Genomic DNA, 19,926 nt, shown 5'->3' with positions numbered 1-19,926 from the left:
GGGGATTTTAATGAATTTAGCATATAAAATGAATAGTGAAATAAAAAATGAAAACAAAATATCTGGAAAAGATATTATTTATGAACAAATAAAATTAGGCAAAAAAATAATACTAGTAAATACAGAATCTGCGAAATTTAATGATATAAAAGATGTTAGAGTAGTACAAGTTGATAAGAATAAAGAAATAATAAATCCATTGCAAATTTATTCAACAATAAAAGATTTTGATATATTTTCATTTGGCACTCATTTAAAAAAGATACAAAGAATGTATTGTATTTTAGTAAGTGAATACACAGAAGAAGAATTAACTAGTTTAGATATATTACTAACTAAATTTTATGAATATTTTGGAATAGATATAAAAAAGTGTACAAAATATAAAGAAAATGAATACCCTATTTTATCTGATTTTCTAAATTATTTAAAATATATAGAAGGAACACATAGAATGATAAACTGTATGCAATCTCCAAATAAAGAAAAGGTATTTGAAGTATTTAAAGAGTTAAATAGTATTAAAGACATATTAAACATAAGAATAAATGTTATAGATACAATTATTTTGAAACTTAATAAAATAATAGATAATTATGGGCATTTACTAAATATACATTCTAATATAAATCATGTACACAATAATGAATTTATTGCTTTTAATAAATTAAATTTAGTTGATGATGAAAAAATATTAGGTGTTCTATTACTAAATATTCTTACTTTTATTAATGAAAATTATTTGTTTGGAGAAAAAAATGCTGAATACTTAATTGTCTTTGATAATTCAAATGAAATATTTTCTTTTATAAAAACAAGTATAGGAGATATAATAACATCTTATGTTGGAGAAATCTTAAATACAGCTGATCCAAATTTCATAAGTTTTTTATTTATAAAGACTAGGATGTCGGCTTTTTTTAACTTTAAAGATAAATTTTCCCTTATTAGGACACAAAATATAGAAGATTTTTTAGAGCAAAGCTAAACAAGTATTATAAGTAAGCACTTGAAAGGGGATGTTATTTTGCTTGAACCAGAATATGGGAAATATACTTTGCTCAGTTTTATTATGGGCTGTGCTCTAATTTTTGTTACAAAATTTACATTTACTCCAGAAAAATTTAAAATAGTATATTCAATAATAGGAGCTTTACTGTTTTTTTATTCTTTAGCTTCAATTTTATTAGGATTATTACTGGTCAAAATAGATGAAAAAAAGATAAAAGCTATAGAACAAATAAAATGGAAAGTAAATATTGTATTGCACAAAAAAGGCTTAAAAATGACAGATGATATCTATATGTATAATATAAAATATGTGGGCTCAAACTATATATTTTTAAAATTAAATTACTTGCAGAAAGTTAAATTATTTTCAAATATAGATATAGAAAAAGAAGTAAATTATATATTAGAAAAAGTTGAATATCATTTTAAACACAATGTTGTAGAATTAGACTATAGAAGATTATGTGAATACTCACTTGAAGAAATTTACGAAAATAGTATTGAATTTTTTTGTGATGAAGAGGGAGCTTATGAGGCATTAATAAATATATATAATGAGACAATTTTATCATTGAAGGATTCTAAAAGCTTTGGAAACAGCACTATCTTAAATGAAAATGACTTACTTGATAAAGAGGATTTGATTACTTTCTTGATAGATAATAAAAATATAAAAATTATTATTTCTAAATTGTATTGTGCAGAAACTATGAATGCATTGTATTTTAAGATAATAGAAAAAATATTATCAGAAGAGTTTTCTAAAGTACGAAATATTTATTTATAAGGAGTCTAATATGAAAGATTGTATTATAGTAGTTGCTTCAATTATATTTGGTATTACCTTATATTTGATAGATTCAAAAACATTTCATGAAGCAGGAGATTTATTAGTTGTGGCTATATCTGAAATAGATATAAAAAGAATAGTAATGCCTTTTATGATCATTATTCTTTTACATATTCAAATAAAAAATTTAAATTAAAAATAAAGTAATAAAAACATAGATAAGGTATTTTTCAATACTGAAACCCAATAATAGAGATAGTGTTTAGCAAAGGCAACATCAATTACACTTGATTTGTTTTAGATTTATGTTTTTTCAATCTAAAATAAGTTTAATTATCAAGCATCCATTTGGGGTGTTTTTTAATTTTGATACATTTGCATTTATATTGAAGGGAGAATAATTATGAACCTTAAAAAAAGAATTCTATAAATTTTGTATCTAAAGAAATGGATAGTATTATATATAAATCAAAGGGATATATTTCAGAGAATATTAAAGACATAAAGAAAGGTAGCTCCTATAAGTGGTTTAAGAAAGTTTTTATTTTTATATCAAACAGATAGCTGACTTATAGTTATATTATCATTTTATTAAAAAATAAAATTATAAATTATTGGAGGAATATAAATCATGAATGATGATGAAAAAACAGTTAAAGAAAATACATCTAAAAAGCATAGTATAATTGATTATATAAAAGTTGCTATTCTATTAATCTTTCTTATGATTTTACCAGTACTAACAGATCCTAAATCATTTGCTAACATTGTTGGGGTGCAAATTTTTGTGATATTAGTTTTAATAATAAATATAGTGATGAAGAATGATAGATAAAATATAAGTTATAAAAACACATATGCAAATATACATGAATATGAAAGTGAGACTATATATGACATCTAGTAATAGATGTCATATACAGGTTCATTTTTTGGTTTTTCATAACAAATTGAGGTGGCTTAAAGCCATCTCACCCCTATATTTTACACATTGAAAAAGTATCTATATTAAGAGCTTTTTTATTTGAATAAAAAAACTTAGCTAAATATTAATGAAGGAAGATAGAATACCTATCTTCCTTTTTACTTTATAGATAAGAATTTGTATATACAAGATATTAGTATGTAGGGGGGATTATGGTGGAAATAAAAAAAGATGAGTCTGATTATAAAACTATTAAAGAAAAAGTTGTTTGTGAACAAAAGAGTATATTTCAAATACTGAGCAGTATAGGTACAAAGATCAAGGAACGTATAGAATATTTTTGGATAGATTTTTTGGATTTTATTAAACCTGTTTTTTTTTCAGCATTGGCTGTGTTTCTATGTTTAGTACTTCTTTGCATAAATAAAATTATGGATAAACGAGCAACTTTTCTTAGGGATGATAGAGACATCATAAACAATATGGTAGTAAACTTAGCACATACTGCTTGTTCGTTTTTTGAGGGAATATTAGGGTTTTTATTATGTTTGGCAGCTGTACTTACATTTATAACATTAATTTTGTGTATAGTTAAGAAAATTTTAGATTGAAAAAGGTGAGATTTATATGAAAGATAAAAAGAAAAATATTGATTTAAGTAAGGACAAAAAGAAGAGGTGTTTGTCAGAACGTCAGAGAGCAATTATTGGATGTATAATAATTTTATTTTTAATTTTACTAGGACCTTTACTGGGAAGAAAAGCAATAGAATACACATCTCCCATTATACAAGAAAAAATAATAGAAATGTTTGAAAAATCTTAAGAGTACTTAGCTAATTCATGATTTGTATGAAGTAAATTTCTTTACAACAAGTATATGTGTTAATAAAAGCATTTTCTAGAGATGCTTTTTTATATATATTTTAAAACTTAAGGAGGATAGACATGGAGAATTTATTATTTCAAAAAGAAAAAAGAAAACAAAGAAATACTTTTTTAGAATCCTATATAGGACAAAAAATAATGTGTATAGAAAGACATCTAAAAGAAGTATTAAATAATGAATCTGGTATGGATGAAAATGTATCTAAGGCTATTTGGGTAGTTATTGCAGTATTTTTAGGTGGACTGATGTTAGCTTGGGCAACTGGAGCGTTACAAGATGTTATTTTACCAAAAGCACAATCTACAATTGTAAATATGTTTGGATAGGATTTTATATTATGTCTTTCAATAATATTAGTTCTAATAGCATATTCAGTTATTTCTATGATTTAAAATTTCTGCCAACAGGTGAAAAAATTGTGTTAAGCAAAGAGCAAAAAATGATATTACTTTTAATAGAATATTTATTAATCATAAGCCTATTTAAACATATTAATAATATAGCATTAATAATAAAAGGTTTTTTATATGCTCAAATATTAATCTATGCTAGTTATGTAGATTATAGAACAAAATTAATACCTAATAAAATACAGGTATTGATATTATTTGTATCCTTTATAAAAATGAATTTATATTTATCTATAATAAATTTATTTTTATTTGCGTTACCTCTTTATTTATCAGCAATATTGAAAAATGGAAGTATTGGAGGAGGGGATATAAAGCTTATGGGAAGTAGTGGATTTTTAATTGGGTTTAAAGGTATAGAAGTTTTAATTTTTATTCTAATTAGCTTAATCTTGGCATTTGCAATCAATCGTGATACATATAAAAATGGTATTGCTTTAGCACCTTACATTTCTGTAGGGTGTTTTTTATCATATTTATTATAGGAGGAAAAATATGAAATTAGCGACAAAAAGAATAATAATTGGTTGTTCTGCATTACTAATAGGTGTATACATTTGTTTTGTTTCTCCATATTTACAGAAAATGAAATCACAAACAACCTTTGTTAGAGCAACACAAGAAATAAAAAAAGGAGAAAAAATAAGCTCCACAAAAGTTAGGGAAATTAAAACAACAGATTCTGAGAGTTTACCTCAGACAAGTATTAAAACAAAAGATAGTGTTGTTGGGAAGTATGCAATAACAGATATTAACAAAGATGATAATGTGTTGACTACAAAGATTTCAAAAAATCGTGTGGCTGAAAATGAATATTTATATGGATTAGATGGTAAGAATCAAGCCATATCTTTTACAATAAAAAATTTTGCGGCTGGACTATCAGGAAAGCTAGAAACAGGAGATATTATATCAATTTTAGCTGCTGATTATGGAGAAGATAAAGAAACTCTAAAACCTGCTGAGTTGCAATATGTAAGAGTATTAGCTGTTACTAATGCAAAAGGTTCTGATAAGAATGATGAAAAAGTACAAAAAGGAAATGAAGAAGAAAATGAGCTTCCGACAACTATTACAGTGCAAGTAAATGATATCCAAGCTAAGTTACTAGCTACGCTAGAAGAAAATAGCAAAATGCATGTAACACTAGTGTATCGTGGTACAACCAATAATGCTGAAAAATTTATAAAAAAACAAGAAGAAACAATAAATTTATTGGCATCAAGAAACATGACTACACCAATAAAAGAATAGGGGAATAGAAATGAAAGGTAAAACAATTGCTATTTGGGGAAGCCCAAGTTCAGGTAAAACTACTTTTAGTATAAAGTTAGCAAAAAAACTAGCAGAGGAAAAGAGAGATGTAATTTTAGTTTTTTCTGATTTAATCTGTCCTTCAATAAATACTATTTTACCGAATGAAAAAATTAAAGACAAGTCATTAGGAAATGTGTTGTCAGCTCCAATTTTATCAGAAGAAGTAATTTTAACAAATTTAATAAATGGGAAAAACAAATATATAAATATACTGGGATACAAACAGAGAGAAAATGTATCAACCTATGCACAATATAATATAGAAAGGGTATTAGAACTGTTTAGAACATTGGAAAACATGGCTTATTATATTATTGTGGATTGTACAAGTTATTTTTTTACAGACTTATTGACATCTACAGTTCTAGAATACTCTGATACTATTTTTAGGCTTGTAGAACCTAGTTTAAAAGCTATATCTTATTTTGATTCTAATTTACAATTGTTGATGTTACAGAAATTTAAAATAAATAAACATATAAATGTGTTATCAAATTTCAGGGAAGATGAATCAGTAAGGGAAGTAAAAGAAATATATAGAATAAAATACGAATTACCTTATCTTGAAGAAATAAGAGAGCAAACTCTATCTGGAGATTTATTTCAGGAACTTAGTAAGAAAAAGAGTCAATACAACAAAACTGTTGATGAATTAGCCAGTACCTTAAAAAATGAGGATGATATAAAAAAATGTAAATTATGGAGAAATAAATAATGGCTTTTGGTGATAGACAAATTCTTAAAAATTTCTTGAATGAAGATAAGGAAGAAAAAGAATTTTCAGATGTATTAAAGGAAACTCAAAGTTATATTTTAGATAAATGCTTTTCAATTATGGCAGGAAAAAATATATTGGAGCAAAGAGAATCAGTAAGACCATTTGTTGAAAAATTTATTGTTGATTATTCTTATAAAGTAAAAGGATTATCTGAGAAAGAATTAATTGATAAATTATTATCTGGAATGTTAGGATTCGATTTTTTAGATAACTATCTTTATAGAAATGATGTTGAAGAAATAAATATAAATGAATGGGATTCAACTAGAATTACGTTCAAAGATGGGCATAAGGAATTTACAAAAGAATCATTTAATAATCCAAAACATGCAATAGATGTTATTAAAAGAATGTTACAAATGTCTCATATGGTATTTGACAATGCTCAACCTGGTGTAAGAGGACATTTATCAGAGAGAATAAGGATAACAGCTCTAGGGTACGGTTTAATTGATGACAGTAAGGGTCTTGCTGTATCTATTCGTATTATAAACCCTCAGAAGCTAAAAATAGATGATTTTATAAAGTTTGGTACAGGAACAGCAGAAATATTTTATATCATGCAGAGACTCTTTAAATATGGAGCAAGTATGTGTATAGTAGGACCAACTAATTCTGGAAAAACAACTCTTCTAGATTCATTAGTCAAAGAATCTGTAGATAATGATGATAGAGTAATAACAATAGAAGAAGATGTTAGAGAGTTTGATATGGTCAAGAGAGATGAAAATGGTAAGGTAATAAATGAAGTAATACACCTAAGGACAAGACATAGTGATGACCCTAAGCAGGATATAGACCAAGAAAAATTATTGGAGTTTTCTCTTACAATGAACCCAGATTACTTAGTGATTTCTGAGATGAAAGGTAGAGAAGCATTTGAGGTACAAAAAGCTGCTAATACAGGTAATCCTTTTATTACATCTATACATGCAAACTCTTGTATTGATGTTTATTCAAGAATGTTAGATTTGTGTAAGACAAAGTCAAATATGGACGATGATACTCTAATGAAAAATGTAACTAAAGCTTTTCCTATTGCATGTTTTGTAAAACAATTGAAAGATAAATCAAGAAAAATAATGGAAATAACAGAGTGCATTGTTCATGAAGATGGAAAACGTGAGTTTAAAACATTATTTCATTTTGTTAGAACTGGTATAAAACTTGAAGGAAACAAGAAAGTAATCACAGGATATTTTGAAAAGGTAAATAATATTTCTGAGAATATTCAAAAACGTTTACTTGAAAATGGGATTACAGAAAAAGAATTAAATAAAATGTTAAATTATTATGAAGTATCTGATTTATGTAATTGAAAGGAGGTTTTTTAATGGGATTCTCAAATATATTTTTGTTTTTAGTGATTACAGGAGGGATATTTACATTATTGAATATATCTCCTATTGAATTTTTAAGAGAAATAGTATCCATATTTGAAAGAAAGCAAAAAGCACCTTCTATTAGTGATAAAGTAGAAATTCTAACAGGCAAAAAGAAAGAGAAGGGAATAAAACGCTTAATAAAAGATACTAGTAATATCTTAGAACGGACTCAAAGTAAGGGAAAATTCTCAAATATATGTATCATTGCTATTGTATTAATGATAGTAGGGATATTTCTAGCACTTAGCATAGGCAATATATTTTTAATACCAATATTAGCATTTGGATTTGGGATGTTGCCATTTTTATATATAAAGATAACTGCTAATTCATATGAGAGGCAATTAAATGATGAGTTAGAAAGTGGTTTATCTATGATTACAAATTCTTATTTAAGAAATGAGGATATAATACTAGCTATAGAGGAGAATATTGACTGTTTTAATCCTCTTTTAGAAAATATATTTAGAAAATGTTTATATAAAATTAAACTATCTCCTGATATAAAAGAAGCATTAGAAGAATTAAGAGATAGTATTGATAATGACATATTTGTAGAATGGGTAAATAGAGTTATACAATGTCAAACTAATAGAACACTAAAGTCTCCACTTAGAGCAACTGTAAGTAAGTTTTCAAATGTAAAGATACTAAATGAAAAAGTAAATAGTAAATTAATGGGGCCAGCAAAAAGTTTTTTAACTATGACATTTATATTATATGGCTCAATTTTTATGTTGAAATTTTTAAATATAAATTGGTTTAAAAATTTAATGTACACATTACCAGGACAAATTTCTATTTGTATTACTGTTTCATTAACGTTTTTCTCCATTATACAAATTAGTAAACTGATAAAACCAATTGATTATAAATCAATAAATGAATAAGGGGGGTGATTAATTGATACTATTAATTTGTTTCTCTTTATTTGTATTTAGTATTTATATGATTTTAGCTGGAATACTAAATATGCCAGGAGCAAGATATTCAAAAACTGTATCATCAGTTATAAATTCAAACAAAAAAAAGAAAACATTAGATGATTTAACTACGAAAGTAGCAATGAGAGTATCAAAATTTGTAAAGGTTAATGAGTATAAAAGAAAAAAACTATTATTGACCTTGAAATCAGCTAATATAAACTTAACTCCAGAAACTTATATTGCAAATGCTTTTGTAAGTTCTTGTGTTGTTCTTTCTCTTACAATTCCAACTTATATAATTTATCCAAAAGGATGTATTATTTGGATAGCTCTTTCTATTTATTCTATTTTTCAAGAGCTGAAAAGAGCAGATAGAATTGTTGCAGATAAAATAAAAAGAATTGATTATGAACTTGCAGAATTCGCATCAACATTAGCAATAGAATTAAGTGGAACTAGAGATCTTTTATATATAATTTCTGAGTATATAAAAACAGCAAATGAAACATTAGCTGAAGAACTTAAATTTACGTTAGCTGATATGAAATCTAGCTCTCAGAAAGAAGCTTTAATTAGATTTGAAAGTAGAGTTAATAGTTCAAATTTATCAGAAATAATAGTAGGGCTAGTGGGTGTGTTAAATGGTAATGATGAGATTATGTATTTTCAAAAATTGGCTGCTAAGTTAAATGATTTAAAATTACAAAGAGTGGAAGCTATTGCGAGTAAAAGACCAGGTAAAATTGGAAAGTACACAATGCTTATGCTTGGTTGTCTAATAATGAATATGTTTGTTGCTTTAGGCATTGAAGTTTATAAATCCTTAAACAATTTCTTTTAAGGAGGATTGGGATGAAAAAAATATTAAAAAGCAAAAAAGATTTATATCAGCCTATAAGAAATGAAAAAGGAGCTATAGACGAATCTATTTGGATTATAATAATAATATTTATTGTAGCACTTTTAGTTGGACTTGTAATTAATGTGTTACCAGTTATCATTGCAAAGAGTCAATTAAACCACTATGCAAATGAGATTGTTAGAATTGCAGAAATAAGTGGGGAGGTTGGTCAGGATGTTGATAATGAAATAGAAAAATTAAATAAGAGTATAGTTGAGCCAGATAGAATTGAATGGTCAACAAAGTATATAAATGGAACAAACAAAGTCCAGCTCAATGAAGAAATAAAGGTGACTGTAAAAAAAACAATGGATTTAAGTTTCTTTGATTTCGCTTCTTTCCCAGTACCCTTGGTTTCAAATGCGACTGGAAGGAGTGAGGCATATTGGAAATAAAGAACATCTTAAAAAAAGAAGATGGTAATGCGACTTCTATAGTAATATGTATAATTGTTGTGATTATTATGATATTCTTTTGTATTTGTGCTGAATATTTAAGATTAGCACTAATAACTAAAGGTGTTAGAGATGCTTTTGAAAAGTCTCTTATTGCTGTAGCTACAGAAAATTATGATGAAACATATCCATGTCTAAGAGAAGGATATGGTGCTGCATATCAATTAAATAAAACTGATGAATGGAAAGAGAATGTTGATAGAGGAGAGGTTGAGAATAAACTGAAAGAAGCATTAAAATTAACTGAAGAAGAAGGACATTACATAAAATATAATGATTCAAATGTTGAGTATACACTTTTAGACTTAAAAGTAGAAGTAACAAATAGACAACTAGCTCCAAATAATAGCAGTAAAGTTAAAAAGTATGAAGTAAGAGGTTCAGTTATTTTAAAAATACCTCCTTCATTTGGATTTACAAGAGCAGAGACTACAAAGATAAATTTAGATTCTGTGTCAGGATATACTCCTTTATTTTAAGGTTAAATTATTTAAAAATATAAAATAATTTAGTAATTAGATATTTATGGTAAAGAGTGGTATAATATTTTTAGCAAGAAGAAAAATATATAATCTATTAGAGTGGAGTTCATACAAACAAAAGAAATAACCTCCGAAAGAAAGGAGGTGTAGGTATGAACGAATTTTTACTTAATATTTTCGCTGGTGTTATTGCCAGTTTAATATTTTGCTTGATTGGCAAAATATTTACAAAAGTAAAAGGCCACTCTGTGCGAAAGAGTGACCTGAGAGTTGAGTTTAAATTTATGTTTAAACTCAAAAAATAATCATTTTTAAAGAACTCCACTCTAAAGCAAAATAGATTGTAATTCTTCTTGCTTTTATTATATCACAAAAAGTTAAATTTGATACGATTTTATATCATATCTTTTTTATTTAATTCTAAAAACGAAAAAGTAGATAGTAATTATATTTCTAGTTAAATATATTTTTTTTATTAGATTTTATATAACTTTCAATAGTGTCATTGAAGCCATTATTTAATAAAAGACATACGAAAAAATGCACCTTTCTATTTAAGAAAGATGCTAAAACCATTATAATATGTATATTTGAATATAGTTTCTTAATTATTATTATAACATTAATCGACATCTTTTACATGTTCAATTATGTCTTCTATATTGCAATCAAATACATCACAAAGTTTATCTAACATATCAATATCAATTCTTTTAATCGTTTCATTGTAGAGAGCAGTAATTGTGCTAGGTCTAATACCAGTTTTTTCACTTAGTTCTATTCTAGACATTTTACATTTACCAAGCAATTCTGATATTTTTATTCTGATCATTTAAAATCCCCCCCAATAATTAATAATAAATTAATTATACTTATTCTAAAGAAAAATATCAATAGGAGTGAATTATTAACGCTAGGAGTTAAAAAATAACGCTAGGAGTGAATTATTAACGTTAGGAGTGAATTTTTATATTAGGAATTATTGACTTATGGTAAAAAATGGATTATCATCTAGATATAATAAGTAATCACTCCTATGAACTAAATCAAAAGGAGTGAAATAATATGAAATTTTTAAAGATAATAAAAAAAAATAAACTATCTATTTTAGTTGTAGCTTGTATCGTAATTGGATGTGCTGGAATTTTTAGTATAAGTACACTAGGCAAGAAGGTATCTAAGGTCTCACAATTAAGTTCTAATAAGATAGAAAATAATGAAAATTCTAATAATGATAACTTAGAAAATAGAAGTGTAAACGTTCCAACTATTGATTTAAGGGATAATGTAAATACTATACAAGAAGAAAAAGATAGAAAGGATTCTGAGAAAAAGAATAAAGTTCAGAATATAGATAATATAACTAACAATAATACAATTAAAAACAATAGACCTACCAAAGGAGAAGTTCAGAAAAAAAGTGAACCAAAACCAAAAATTTCAAATAATAACAAGTTAGTTAATCCAGAAGTTACTAAGGATTCTGAAGACAATAAACTAAACAAGCCTAATAAGCCTGAAGATAATTCAAATAATCAAGAAAAACCATTAGACAAAGATGATGGGTTGATTGATGTACCAGGATTTGGACCTAGTAAGCCAACAGAAAGTCAAGGCGATAATGGCTATGCATCAGAAGAAGATTGGAATCATGTATCTGGAAGTATGTAGTAATTATAAGAGGGGGAGTAATTATGAAATTTAGTAAGAAATTGTTAGCATTAGGAATATCAATTATGATATTTATGACTAATTCATCTAGTATATTTGCTTTGTCATCTATAAACAAAATACAGGGTAAAGATAAATATGAAACAGCAGCTCTTATTGCAGACAAACAAAGTTATACAACAGCAATTATTATAAATTCAGATGATACATTAGCAGATGGTTTATCTGCAAGTGGGTTGGCAGGTGTGAAAAATGCTCCAATATTATTAACTAAAAAAAATAGTATTCCAAGCTCAACGCTAGAAAGATTAAATAAAGTTAAAAAAATCTATATAGTTGGTGGGGAAAGTTCAGTAGGTAAAGAGATAGAAAGTATTCTTGAATCTAGAAATATAGAGATACATAGAATAAGTGGAGAAGATAGAATAAAAACAAGTTACAAAGTAGCTAAAGAGATAAATAGTAAAACTAAAGTAGAAAAAGTTATGATAACAAATGGATATAAAGGAGAACCAGATGCAATGAGTGTTTCTCAAGTTGCTGTTAAAGAAAAATCTCCTATAATATTAACTGATGGGAAAAATATACCTTTTGACATGAATGGTACAAAATGTTTTGCTATAGGAGGGCGTTCAAGTATAAGTGAAGAATTAAGGAAAGCTACTAAAGCTATAAGAATAGGCGGAATTGATAGATATGATACTAATGCAGAAGTTGTAACTTATTTCTATAATAGTACTAAAGAATTTTATGTAGCTAGTGGCACAGATTTAATATACTCACTTGTTGGTTCAACAATATCAAAAAATATTCCTATCATTTTAGTTGATAAGGGTAGTAAAAAAGAAATCTTGTATGATGCTAAGAAGATTACAGCAATTGGTAGTTTGGATGATAAAGTACTAAAAGAGGTTTTAAATGCAGTGAATGGAGAACAAGAAACAAATAAACCTGATTCAGATAAAGAAATAGTAGATGTTCCAGGATTTGGGCCACAAAACCCAACTGATAGTGAAGGGGAAGATGGGTATGCACCAAAAGAAGATTGGGAAACACCTTCAGGAAATATGTAAAATGTACAAATAATATAAATTAACAAGAAATGACCTAATTAATGGGTCATTTTTTATTTAAAAATATTATAGGGAGATGAATAAACATGAAAAGAAAATTTATGATTGTATTTATTTGTGTAAGTTTGATATTTATTTCTATAATAGTTTCTTTTGCTGATGGCGGTGGAAATATGGATGGAAGTGGTGGAGGAGGAACAGGTGGTGGAGGAACATCACAAAATAAATGGTCTTCAGGTGATGAAGGTGTAAGAGTAACAATAATTGATGTAGAAAATCAAAAAAGGGTTGGCAAAACGGTAGACTTGACTAATAGAACTCCAAAAGTAAAGTTTCATTTTGGGAAGAATAGTAAGATAGAATATAGAAATGGAAAACAATTAACTCTTTCTTCTGCAAAATATGAATATACAAATCCAAATCAAAAGTTGCCTGTTATTATTTCAAGTAATAAATATGGAAAAAGTGATATAAATAAAATAAAGAAATATTTTTGTAATAGTGGAGTACAAAAAATAATTGCTGAGAAAGCGGATATAGATTTTGAGGATATGACAAGTGGTGAATATAAATTGCTTCTAGAACCTATAGCATATTTTACATTTGGTGGAAATAAAATGGCTATGACAGCCACAGAGACTGCCCTTTATAATAAAAAACTTGGTGGTAATAAACTAAGAAATAAACTAGCAAGTATATCACATAAAAACTTACCTCTTTCTATGTTTTTAGAAAACGATGATTTAGGTTTCAAAGCTTGGAAAGGCATTTCAGATACAGATAAAGCAAAGGCAAAGGATGATGATACAATAATTAAAATGCTAGGTTTAGGTATAGTATACTTTAATAATGAGCCAAAAGAAGATGATGAAGTTGTAATTCCTCCAGTAAAACCACCTAATCCAGAAGAACCATCTAAACCAGATGAAGGTGGTCAAAGTGATTATGAGTATAGGACAGATACAGATGTTATAACTTCAATAAAGATAAAAGGATCTAATCGAACACCTAAAAATCCAGTTAAAGTGATTTTTAATATTAAGGGAAAAGACTATTCTATGAATAACATATATCTTCCCAAAAATGGGGGAGAGCAATATGCTTGGGTTAAATGGCATACTCCAAAAACTCCTGAGAAAATAACTATTAAAGTAAGTTCAAATGCTACTACAGATAAAGCAACCATAATTGCAAATGTAGTTGATTTAAAAGAAAAAGTTCCGCCAGATCCTAAAGCAAAAGACAGGAATGATAATTTTAAAACTCCAAATTTACCTAATCCATATGTAAAAACTAATGCTACCTATGGGGAATGGGATTGTTATTGGGTTCCACATTGGGTATATTATTCAGATGGTGATGGAGGCGGAGAATGGGTAGATGAAGGATGGTATGAATGGAAATGGCTAAGTTACAATGTTTCTTTAACAGCTAATATGCAAGTTAAAGCTGATTCAAAAGTACCTACATCTAAATCTGATAGAAAAGAAATGAAATCAGGATATGGGTTTAATATAAATGTAGATTCAAAAATGAATTATGATGCTCCTGAAACAAGTTTTACTGGTGCTCAGAACGTAAATACTTTATATCCTGAATTTAAATATGAAACATATAACAGAGTTTTACAAAGGATTCAAAATGGTTTAAGTTCTAAATTTGAACTAAAAAATAATAAGTACTCTACATATAATCAAAAAGCTCATTTTACACCTATTTGGTATAAAGATGGAGCATACAATGTTTATGGGCAAGTGATGGATGTGTGGACACCTGTTGGTGAGTTAAGAACAAATGTTAATAATGCCATGACAATAAAAGGAAATCTATTTCAAGATTGGCATATAGGACCACTTAAAGATTAATTTTTAAAAAATAGAATTAAATATATTTAAAAAACAAAAAAGAGAACTTTATGTATTAGAGTTCTCTACTTTTGTTTATATATTATTTATATAATTAAAGCTATCTTTTTAAAATATTTATGTTTTATGCTAGTCCACAGTTACATAACAAAAGCATTACTCTGTGCAAGCAAAACTCTACCACTTGTTCACCATATTTTTTTATGAAACTTTCCATCTGAGTATCAATAAATAGATAGTATTCTTTTATACTTGCTATATATGCAGTCATTATATGAATACATTCATCTGCTTTATTTCCAAACACAGTATATCCCCCCAATAAATAAAAGTAATAATAATACCAGCCATTAAATTTAATTATTTAAATATGCTTATATGTTCCTATATAATATGAATTCACAATATTATGATACTTTGGATTAATAATTTTTACAAGTGGATATGTAAAACTGGATATTACAAATGTAAAACTGGTTATATAGTAAGCTGGAGGAAATTTCAATCAAATAAAAACAGATGCACAAAAATCTCATGGAAAAGTATTTGAGGTTGTAGATGGAGAAGTTGTTGTATGGGACTATATAAAAGAAATCCTCATGGAGTATAAGAGTTATTTTATCCAATCCAATTTATGATAATATAATATTAAGCAGATATTATATTTTAGTAAGAGAGGGATGAATTAATTGAAACTTCAGTTTGAAAGATGGTGTGAAGCAAATAATGTTAAAGGGGAGACTTTGAAGTTATTTAATGAAGGAGTTATATGTTATAAGATTGGAGCATATAGAGCTTCATTTATAATGACCTATCTAGGTTTTCAACATGAGTTAAGAAATAGAATTGTTACATCTCATAATAAGCCAGATAATATAAAAGATAGTTATTGGAAGCAAATAATAGAAAAAGTTCAAGATGATAATAGTTGGGATACAGAAGTATTTAATATAGTTAATAGAACAAAACCTGATAACATATTTTTAATAGATGATGATATTAGAAAAAAATATGATTACTGGAGAAGTATAAGAAATGATTGTGCTCATGCAAAGGGAGAAATTATAAGCAATCCTCATATAGAGTCATTTTGGCTATTTATAGAATCAAATTATAATAAGTTTGTTATTAATGGAGGAAAAGCAGGACTATTAGATAAAATAAGAAATCATTATGATATAAGGTATACTGAACCAGGCAAGGATTTAAATTATATAGTTGATAATATACTATCTTCGGTTAAAGTGGAAGAACTTCAGATACTATTAGAAGACATATATAACATGTTTAAAGAAAATGATAAAAGTAGGGTGTTTAGTCGTGAAAACCCTAAGCATGGTTTTTGGGATTGCATCATTCATTCAGAAAGTAAAATCCTAAGAGATGCTATGATGAGTTTTGTAAAAAAAGACAAAGATTTATTTATTGAATTTATAAGCTATCACCCTGAACAAATATCAATTTATTTATCAGATAAAGCTCTTGCTAGAAAGATTTGGACAGAATGGATAACGGACATGTTTAGATTTTTTATGTGGGTAGATATGGACGGATTTTTAGAAGAAGGAGATAAAAGTAGTGTCTGGATATGTGTTAAGAAGTTGCTTGAAGAAAATATAATACCTCAAAACGAAATTAATAATTTTTTAAGTTTAATATGGTCAAGAAAAGGATATCCTGGTTCTGTGCCTTATAATATGGTTGAGCTTATGTATAATTATCAATATTTTAATGTAATGAGAATGGTAATATTTGATCCTATACATAATACAACTCCCCTGAATGATTTAGATAAATATTGGTATGCTTTAAAAGGTATTATAGTAAAATTAGGTATAAAGGACAACGAAATAATATTATTAGAAAAATTGTATAGAGAAGTTCCACATGGAGAAGTTTATCGTGGTCTAGATAATTTACTAGATACTAATAAAGAATTTAGAACACAATATATAGAGGTATTAAAAAAACATAATATAGAAGTACCTAGTAAAATTAAGCAAAAAAATAAGTAGGTTTATTCTACTTATTTTTTTGCTTAATTTTATTTATATAGTACTAAAGTAAAAAATTAAATTGTACGAATTAAGATTTATATTTTATGGAGGGTAATATGGAAACCAAAAATACAGGAATGATGATTTCAGTTGAAGGTAATATTTGTTGTGGAAATAAGAAGTTTGTTTTATCTATAATAAAAAATCTTCCAACTGATAAGCAAGTTTTATTTTTAACTAAAGATAATATAGAAGTATCAGGAGACAATATAGCCATTAATTATAAGTTTGATGGAGAATATAATGAGTTTCAACTTAAGATTAATGATGATACATTATCTTTTTATTCATTAGAGAATTTATTGAAAGCAATAATTAATGATAAAGAAGATGAAATTATATGTATAGATGCTACAGAATTTCAAGATAGTATTGATTATAAAAAATTAAAAATTTTAGCAGAAGAATATTCCATTTTAATGTTTGTAATTACTAGAAGAAGTGAACAAGAGTTATTAAAGTTAATACAACAAAAAGAAAAGGCAAGAGACATATACCTAAGTTTAATTTTATATATTGATGAGTATAGTTATTCCTCAAAGAAATTTCTATATACAAGGACTAGAAACACCTTTAAATGTGAACAAATTGAATTTGATAGTGATGAATGGATGTATGAAATAACAACTATTATAAAAGAAATAATAGGTTGGTAGAATACAAAGAAGTAAAAGGATATGTATGTTAAATGTAAATATCTTATATCAAAAGAGGATTAGACAACATCTAAGGAGGGAAAGTTTATGATAGGTTCTAAAGGAAAATTAGTTGCATTAGGTATAAGTGCGACAATTGCCACTAGTGCTTTATTAGTAACATGGAATGGTAGTGGAATAATAGAACAAGCTAAAACAAAGCTAACAGAAATGAAAGAAGGAGTATCTTTATTAAAAGAAGGAGAGAAAAACTTAGTAGCAAAAGCAAAAGAAATAAAAGGTCAGATAAGTACTTTAGAATCAGAAATAGCTAAGTTAGAAAATAATGGTAGGACAAGTTCTATGGCATATAGAAAGGCTACAAGTGAATTAGCGAAGGCAAAGGAAGAACTAAATAAAGCTAATAGTGATGCAAATAGGATACAAGAAGCTTTATCTAAATATACTCCAATTAAAGGACATATTGCAGGTTATGCTGAAGCTATGAATGATGATTATGTTCTACCAGAGTTTGGAAGCGAAAATTATGCAAGAAAATTAAAAGGAATAGATGATATAAATGCAGTAAAAGGAAGCTGTTTACTGAAAGATAACAACATGTTATTAGTATTAAATAAATTTAATAATAGTACAAAGGCTGGAAAGACTATATTTCAAAAGGTGAATCTTAATGGAACAGAGGTTTGGCATAAGGAATTAAATAATACTAGTGTAAGTAATATAAATCTATGCAAAGCAACAAAAGATGGTGGAGCTTTAATACTTGTTACTTCTCAAGATAAAAGCTTAACAAGTTCGCTAGGAAAATTAACAACAAATACAATACACATAATAAAATTAGATTCCCAAGGTGAAATAGAGTTCACAACACAATTTGATAGTGGAGATACAATGGCTGAGACAATTGAAAATGTTATAGAACTTAAAAATGGGAACTATCTATGTGTTGGTAGTATGTCAGCTGGTGCTTATTCAAGGGTTCTATGTATTGATAATACAGGGAATAAACAATGGGAATCTAAAATAAATGGTAATGGTGGGAATGTTAATATTGGAAATGCAATAGAAATGTCAAACGGAGATATAATTGTGGTAGGTTATGCAAATAAAACCTACGATAGTATAACTTCTAGTACAGCTTTCCCTTTTGCTACAAAGTATACAAAAGATGGGACAAAGTCATGGACAATTAAAATAAGTGATGATTACACTTATTATAATGGAAATAGTTCAAGACCAACATGTGTAGTTGAAGAAAAAGATGGGAAATGTGTAATTTATGCAGTAAAAACAATCAGTACAATAACGACAGATGGAACAATAGAAAGTACAATCCCAACTGAAGATTTAATAGGAAATAAGTATGACATTGCATTAAACAATGGTGATATATTAGTATCTAATTATTTTAGTAGCATAATGGTAATATCTTCAGATGGTACTTTAAAGAAAACCATAAAACCTCAAGATGATTTAAAAATAACAAATATGTCTTTATTAGCTGGGAATAAAGTGGCTTTTACTGGAATGACAGGCACTAATGATGATAGTTATACTGGATATATGGGAATATTTGATTTGGATGATGATAATTTCCCTGCATTAACAGATTAGGAGGAAAAGTATTATGAAAAATCTTAAAAAGCTAGCTGCATTAGGCATAGCAACAGCATCTGTTTCTGTAATCGCAATGACTTACACAGGTGGCGATACAGCCAATAATATTATAAATACATTACTAGGATTGGATAATGATGCAAAGCTATTATCAGAAGGGGAAACAAAGCTAATAGCAGAAGTAAATAGATTAAAAGAAGAAAGAGCTAAGTTAACTGAACAATATAATGAGCTAAAAGGAAATTCTGGTGGTGAAGATGATTCCACAGACATTACGGTTATAAATAATGAAATAAGTAAAGCTAATGATGACTTGGCATCGGTACAAGACATACTAGATGGAATAACAACAGGAGTTACACATGTTGATGGATATTCTGATGTGATAAATGATACAAAATAAAATAATGAGGATATTATGTATGATGGATAAATCTAATGTAAAAGAAATAGTAATAAAAATAGTGTTTCAAGATGAAAAAATGAAACATGAAAAATTGATACAAGAGTTACAAAACACTTGTGAACTAAAAAAATTACAAAAAATAAAAGTAATTGATAAAAATAAAGACGACTTTGTAAGTCGTTTTTTTAATGGGGAAAAAAGTAAAGCAAAAGATTATAAGATTGATTGTTTTGTATAGTGATAGAAATCTATAGTATTAAATTTGGAAAATTCAATATTACTAAGTATTGATTAAAGATCCTATCAAGAATAA

The 19,926-nt window shown here is 26.9% G+C and carries 26 protein-coding genes; 24 read left to right on the top strand and 2 right to left on the bottom strand.

All coding sequences use genetic code 11. The features are described from left to right. The first annotated feature begins 10 nt into the window (after positions 1-10). The 16 genes from ACTG44_RS20845 (at position 11) to ACTG44_RS20770 (ending at position 10,573) form a co-directional block, all read left to right on the top strand. Positions 11-988 carry a hypothetical protein gene (locus ACTG44_RS20845; protein WP_102822238.1) on the top strand — a complete coding sequence of 326 codons (978 nt, stop codon included), beginning with the start codon at positions 11-13 and terminating at the stop codon, positions 986-988. Positions 989-1,027: 39 nt separating this feature from the next. Further along, positions 1,028-1,798: a hypothetical protein gene (locus ACTG44_RS20840; protein ID WP_102822237.1), complete on the top strand. Its 771-nt coding sequence runs from the start codon at positions 1,028-1,030 to the stop codon at positions 1,796-1,798. Positions 1,799-1,808: 10 nt separating this feature from the next. Then, the gene (locus tag ACTG44_RS20835; RefSeq protein ID WP_102822236.1) at positions 1,809-1,997 is read left to right on the top strand and encodes a hypothetical protein; all 189 of its coding nucleotides are present in this window, start codon (positions 1,809-1,811) and stop codon (positions 1,995-1,997) included. 435 nt (positions 1,998-2,432) lie between these two features. Next, on the top strand, positions 2,433-2,636 hold the full coding sequence (locus tag ACTG44_RS20830) for a hypothetical protein (protein ID WP_021382315.1): 204 nt from the start codon (positions 2,433-2,435) through the stop codon (positions 2,634-2,636). Between the two features lie 305 nt (positions 2,637-2,941). After that, positions 2,942-3,337 carry a hypothetical protein gene (locus tag ACTG44_RS20825; protein ID WP_102822235.1) on the top strand — a complete coding sequence of 132 codons (396 nt, stop codon included), beginning with the start codon at positions 2,942-2,944 and terminating at the stop codon, positions 3,335-3,337. 16 nt (positions 3,338-3,353) lie between these two features. Beyond that, positions 3,354-3,551 carry a hypothetical protein gene (locus ACTG44_RS20820; RefSeq protein WP_054275995.1) on the top strand — a complete coding sequence of 66 codons (198 nt, stop codon included), beginning with the start codon at positions 3,354-3,356 and terminating at the stop codon, positions 3,549-3,551. A 122-nt stretch (positions 3,552-3,673) separates the two neighbouring features. Continuing rightward, positions 3,674-3,940, top strand: a complete 267-nt coding sequence (locus ACTG44_RS20815) for a hypothetical protein (RefSeq protein WP_102822234.1) — start codon at positions 3,674-3,676, stop codon at positions 3,938-3,940. Between the two features lie 11 nt (positions 3,941-3,951). Next, positions 3,952-4,509: a prepilin peptidase gene (locus ACTG44_RS20810; RefSeq protein WP_021382319.1), complete on the top strand. Its 558-nt coding sequence runs from the start codon at positions 3,952-3,954 to the stop codon at positions 4,507-4,509. A gap of 10 nt (positions 4,510-4,519) precedes the next feature. Beyond that, positions 4,520-5,278 carry a Flp pilus assembly protein CpaB gene (cpaB, locus tag ACTG44_RS20805; RefSeq protein ID WP_021382320.1) on the top strand — a complete coding sequence of 253 codons (759 nt, stop codon included), beginning with the start codon at positions 4,520-4,522 and terminating at the stop codon, positions 5,276-5,278. A gap of 10 nt (positions 5,279-5,288) precedes the next feature. Continuing rightward, entirely contained in the window at positions 5,289-6,056 is a 768-nt protein-coding gene (locus tag ACTG44_RS20800) for a ParA family protein (RefSeq protein ID WP_228846520.1), read from the top strand. Further along, positions 6,056-7,438: an ATPase, T2SS/T4P/T4SS family gene (locus tag ACTG44_RS20795; protein WP_479921718.1), complete on the top strand. Its 1,383-nt coding sequence runs from the start codon at positions 6,056-6,058 to the stop codon at positions 7,436-7,438. The genes ACTG44_RS20800 and ACTG44_RS20795 overlap by 1 nt, the downstream gene beginning before the upstream one ends. 14 nt (positions 7,439-7,452) lie before the next feature. Next, positions 7,453-8,394, top strand: coding sequence for a type II secretion system F family protein (locus tag ACTG44_RS20790; RefSeq protein ID WP_228846518.1), 942 nt, complete (start codon positions 7,453-7,455; stop codon positions 8,392-8,394). Positions 8,395-8,407: 13 nt separating this feature from the next. Further along, positions 8,408-9,271, top strand: coding sequence for a hypothetical protein (locus tag ACTG44_RS20785; protein ID WP_479921717.1), 864 nt, complete (start codon positions 8,408-8,410; stop codon positions 9,269-9,271). A gap of 11 nt (positions 9,272-9,282) precedes the next feature. Next, positions 9,283-9,726, top strand: a complete 444-nt coding sequence (locus tag ACTG44_RS20780) for a DUF4320 family protein (RefSeq protein WP_021382325.1) — start codon at positions 9,283-9,285, stop codon at positions 9,724-9,726. Beyond that, positions 9,717-10,265, top strand: coding sequence for a hypothetical protein (locus tag ACTG44_RS20775; protein WP_021382326.1), 549 nt, complete (start codon positions 9,717-9,719; stop codon positions 10,263-10,265). The genes ACTG44_RS20780 and ACTG44_RS20775 overlap by 10 nt, the downstream gene beginning before the upstream one ends. A gap of 155 nt (positions 10,266-10,420) precedes the next feature. Continuing rightward, on the top strand, positions 10,421-10,573 hold the full coding sequence (locus ACTG44_RS20770) for a type I toxin-antitoxin system toxin (RefSeq protein WP_044211832.1): 153 nt from the start codon (positions 10,421-10,423) through the stop codon (positions 10,571-10,573). A 317-nt stretch (positions 10,574-10,890) separates the two neighbouring features. Here the strand turns inward: ACTG44_RS20770 and ACTG44_RS20765 are convergent, their stop codons facing one another. Beyond that, complete coding sequence (locus ACTG44_RS20765) at positions 10,891-11,100, bottom strand: helix-turn-helix domain-containing protein (RefSeq protein ID WP_021382327.1); 210 nt, start codon at positions 11,098-11,100, stop codon at positions 10,891-10,893. Positions 11,101-11,333: 233 nt separating this feature from the next. Here ACTG44_RS20765 and ACTG44_RS20760 point away from each other — a divergent pair, with 233 nt between their 5' ends. From ACTG44_RS20760 to ACTG44_RS20750, 3 genes are all read left to right on the top strand, one after another. Continuing rightward, positions 11,334-11,939, top strand: coding sequence for a hypothetical protein (locus ACTG44_RS20760; RefSeq protein ID WP_479921716.1), 606 nt, complete (start codon positions 11,334-11,336; stop codon positions 11,937-11,939). 23 nt (positions 11,940-11,962) lie between these two features. Further along, positions 11,963-13,012, top strand: a complete 1,050-nt coding sequence (locus ACTG44_RS20755; RefSeq protein ID WP_479921715.1) for a cell wall-binding repeat-containing protein — start codon at positions 11,963-11,965, stop codon at positions 13,010-13,012. An 86-nt stretch (positions 13,013-13,098) separates the two neighbouring features. Beyond that, complete coding sequence (locus ACTG44_RS20750) at positions 13,099-14,877, top strand: DUF8193 domain-containing protein (protein WP_479921714.1); 1,779 nt, start codon at positions 13,099-13,101, stop codon at positions 14,875-14,877. Between the two features lie 124 nt (positions 14,878-15,001). On the opposite strand, the gene ACTG44_RS20745 is transcribed toward ACTG44_RS20750, so the two are convergent. Then, on the bottom strand, positions 15,002-15,184 hold the full coding sequence (locus ACTG44_RS20745) for a hypothetical protein (RefSeq protein ID WP_021382331.1): 183 nt from the start codon (positions 15,182-15,184) through the stop codon (positions 15,002-15,004). 382 nt (positions 15,185-15,566) lie between these two features. Here ACTG44_RS20745 and ACTG44_RS20740 point away from each other — a divergent pair, with 382 nt between their 5' ends. From ACTG44_RS20740 to ACTG44_RS20720, 5 genes are all read left to right on the top strand, one after another. Further along, positions 15,567-16,892 carry a hypothetical protein gene (locus ACTG44_RS20740; RefSeq protein ID WP_479921713.1) on the top strand — a complete coding sequence of 442 codons (1,326 nt, stop codon included), beginning with the start codon at positions 15,567-15,569 and terminating at the stop codon, positions 16,890-16,892. A gap of 98 nt (positions 16,893-16,990) precedes the next feature. Next, the gene (locus ACTG44_RS20735; RefSeq protein ID WP_479921712.1) at positions 16,991-17,590 is read left to right on the top strand and encodes a hypothetical protein; all 600 of its coding nucleotides are present in this window, start codon (positions 16,991-16,993) and stop codon (positions 17,588-17,590) included. 87 nt (positions 17,591-17,677) lie between these two features. Continuing rightward, entirely contained in the window at positions 17,678-19,204 is a 1,527-nt protein-coding gene (locus ACTG44_RS20730) for a hypothetical protein (protein WP_479921711.1), read from the top strand. Between the two features lie 13 nt (positions 19,205-19,217). After that, positions 19,218-19,610 carry a hypothetical protein gene (locus ACTG44_RS20725; protein WP_102822229.1) on the top strand — a complete coding sequence of 131 codons (393 nt, stop codon included), beginning with the start codon at positions 19,218-19,220 and terminating at the stop codon, positions 19,608-19,610. A gap of 19 nt (positions 19,611-19,629) precedes the next feature. Then, the gene (locus ACTG44_RS20720) at positions 19,630-19,851 is read left to right on the top strand and encodes a hypothetical protein (protein WP_146026533.1); all 222 of its coding nucleotides are present in this window, start codon (positions 19,630-19,632) and stop codon (positions 19,849-19,851) included. Positions 19,852-19,926 lie beyond the last annotated feature (75 nt).

The sequence above is a fragment of the Clostridioides sp. LIBA-2809 genome (assembly GCF_056688965.1).
The sequence above is the reverse complement of the archived record's forward strand: the minus strand, read 5'-3'. Positions and strand labels throughout refer to the sequence as shown.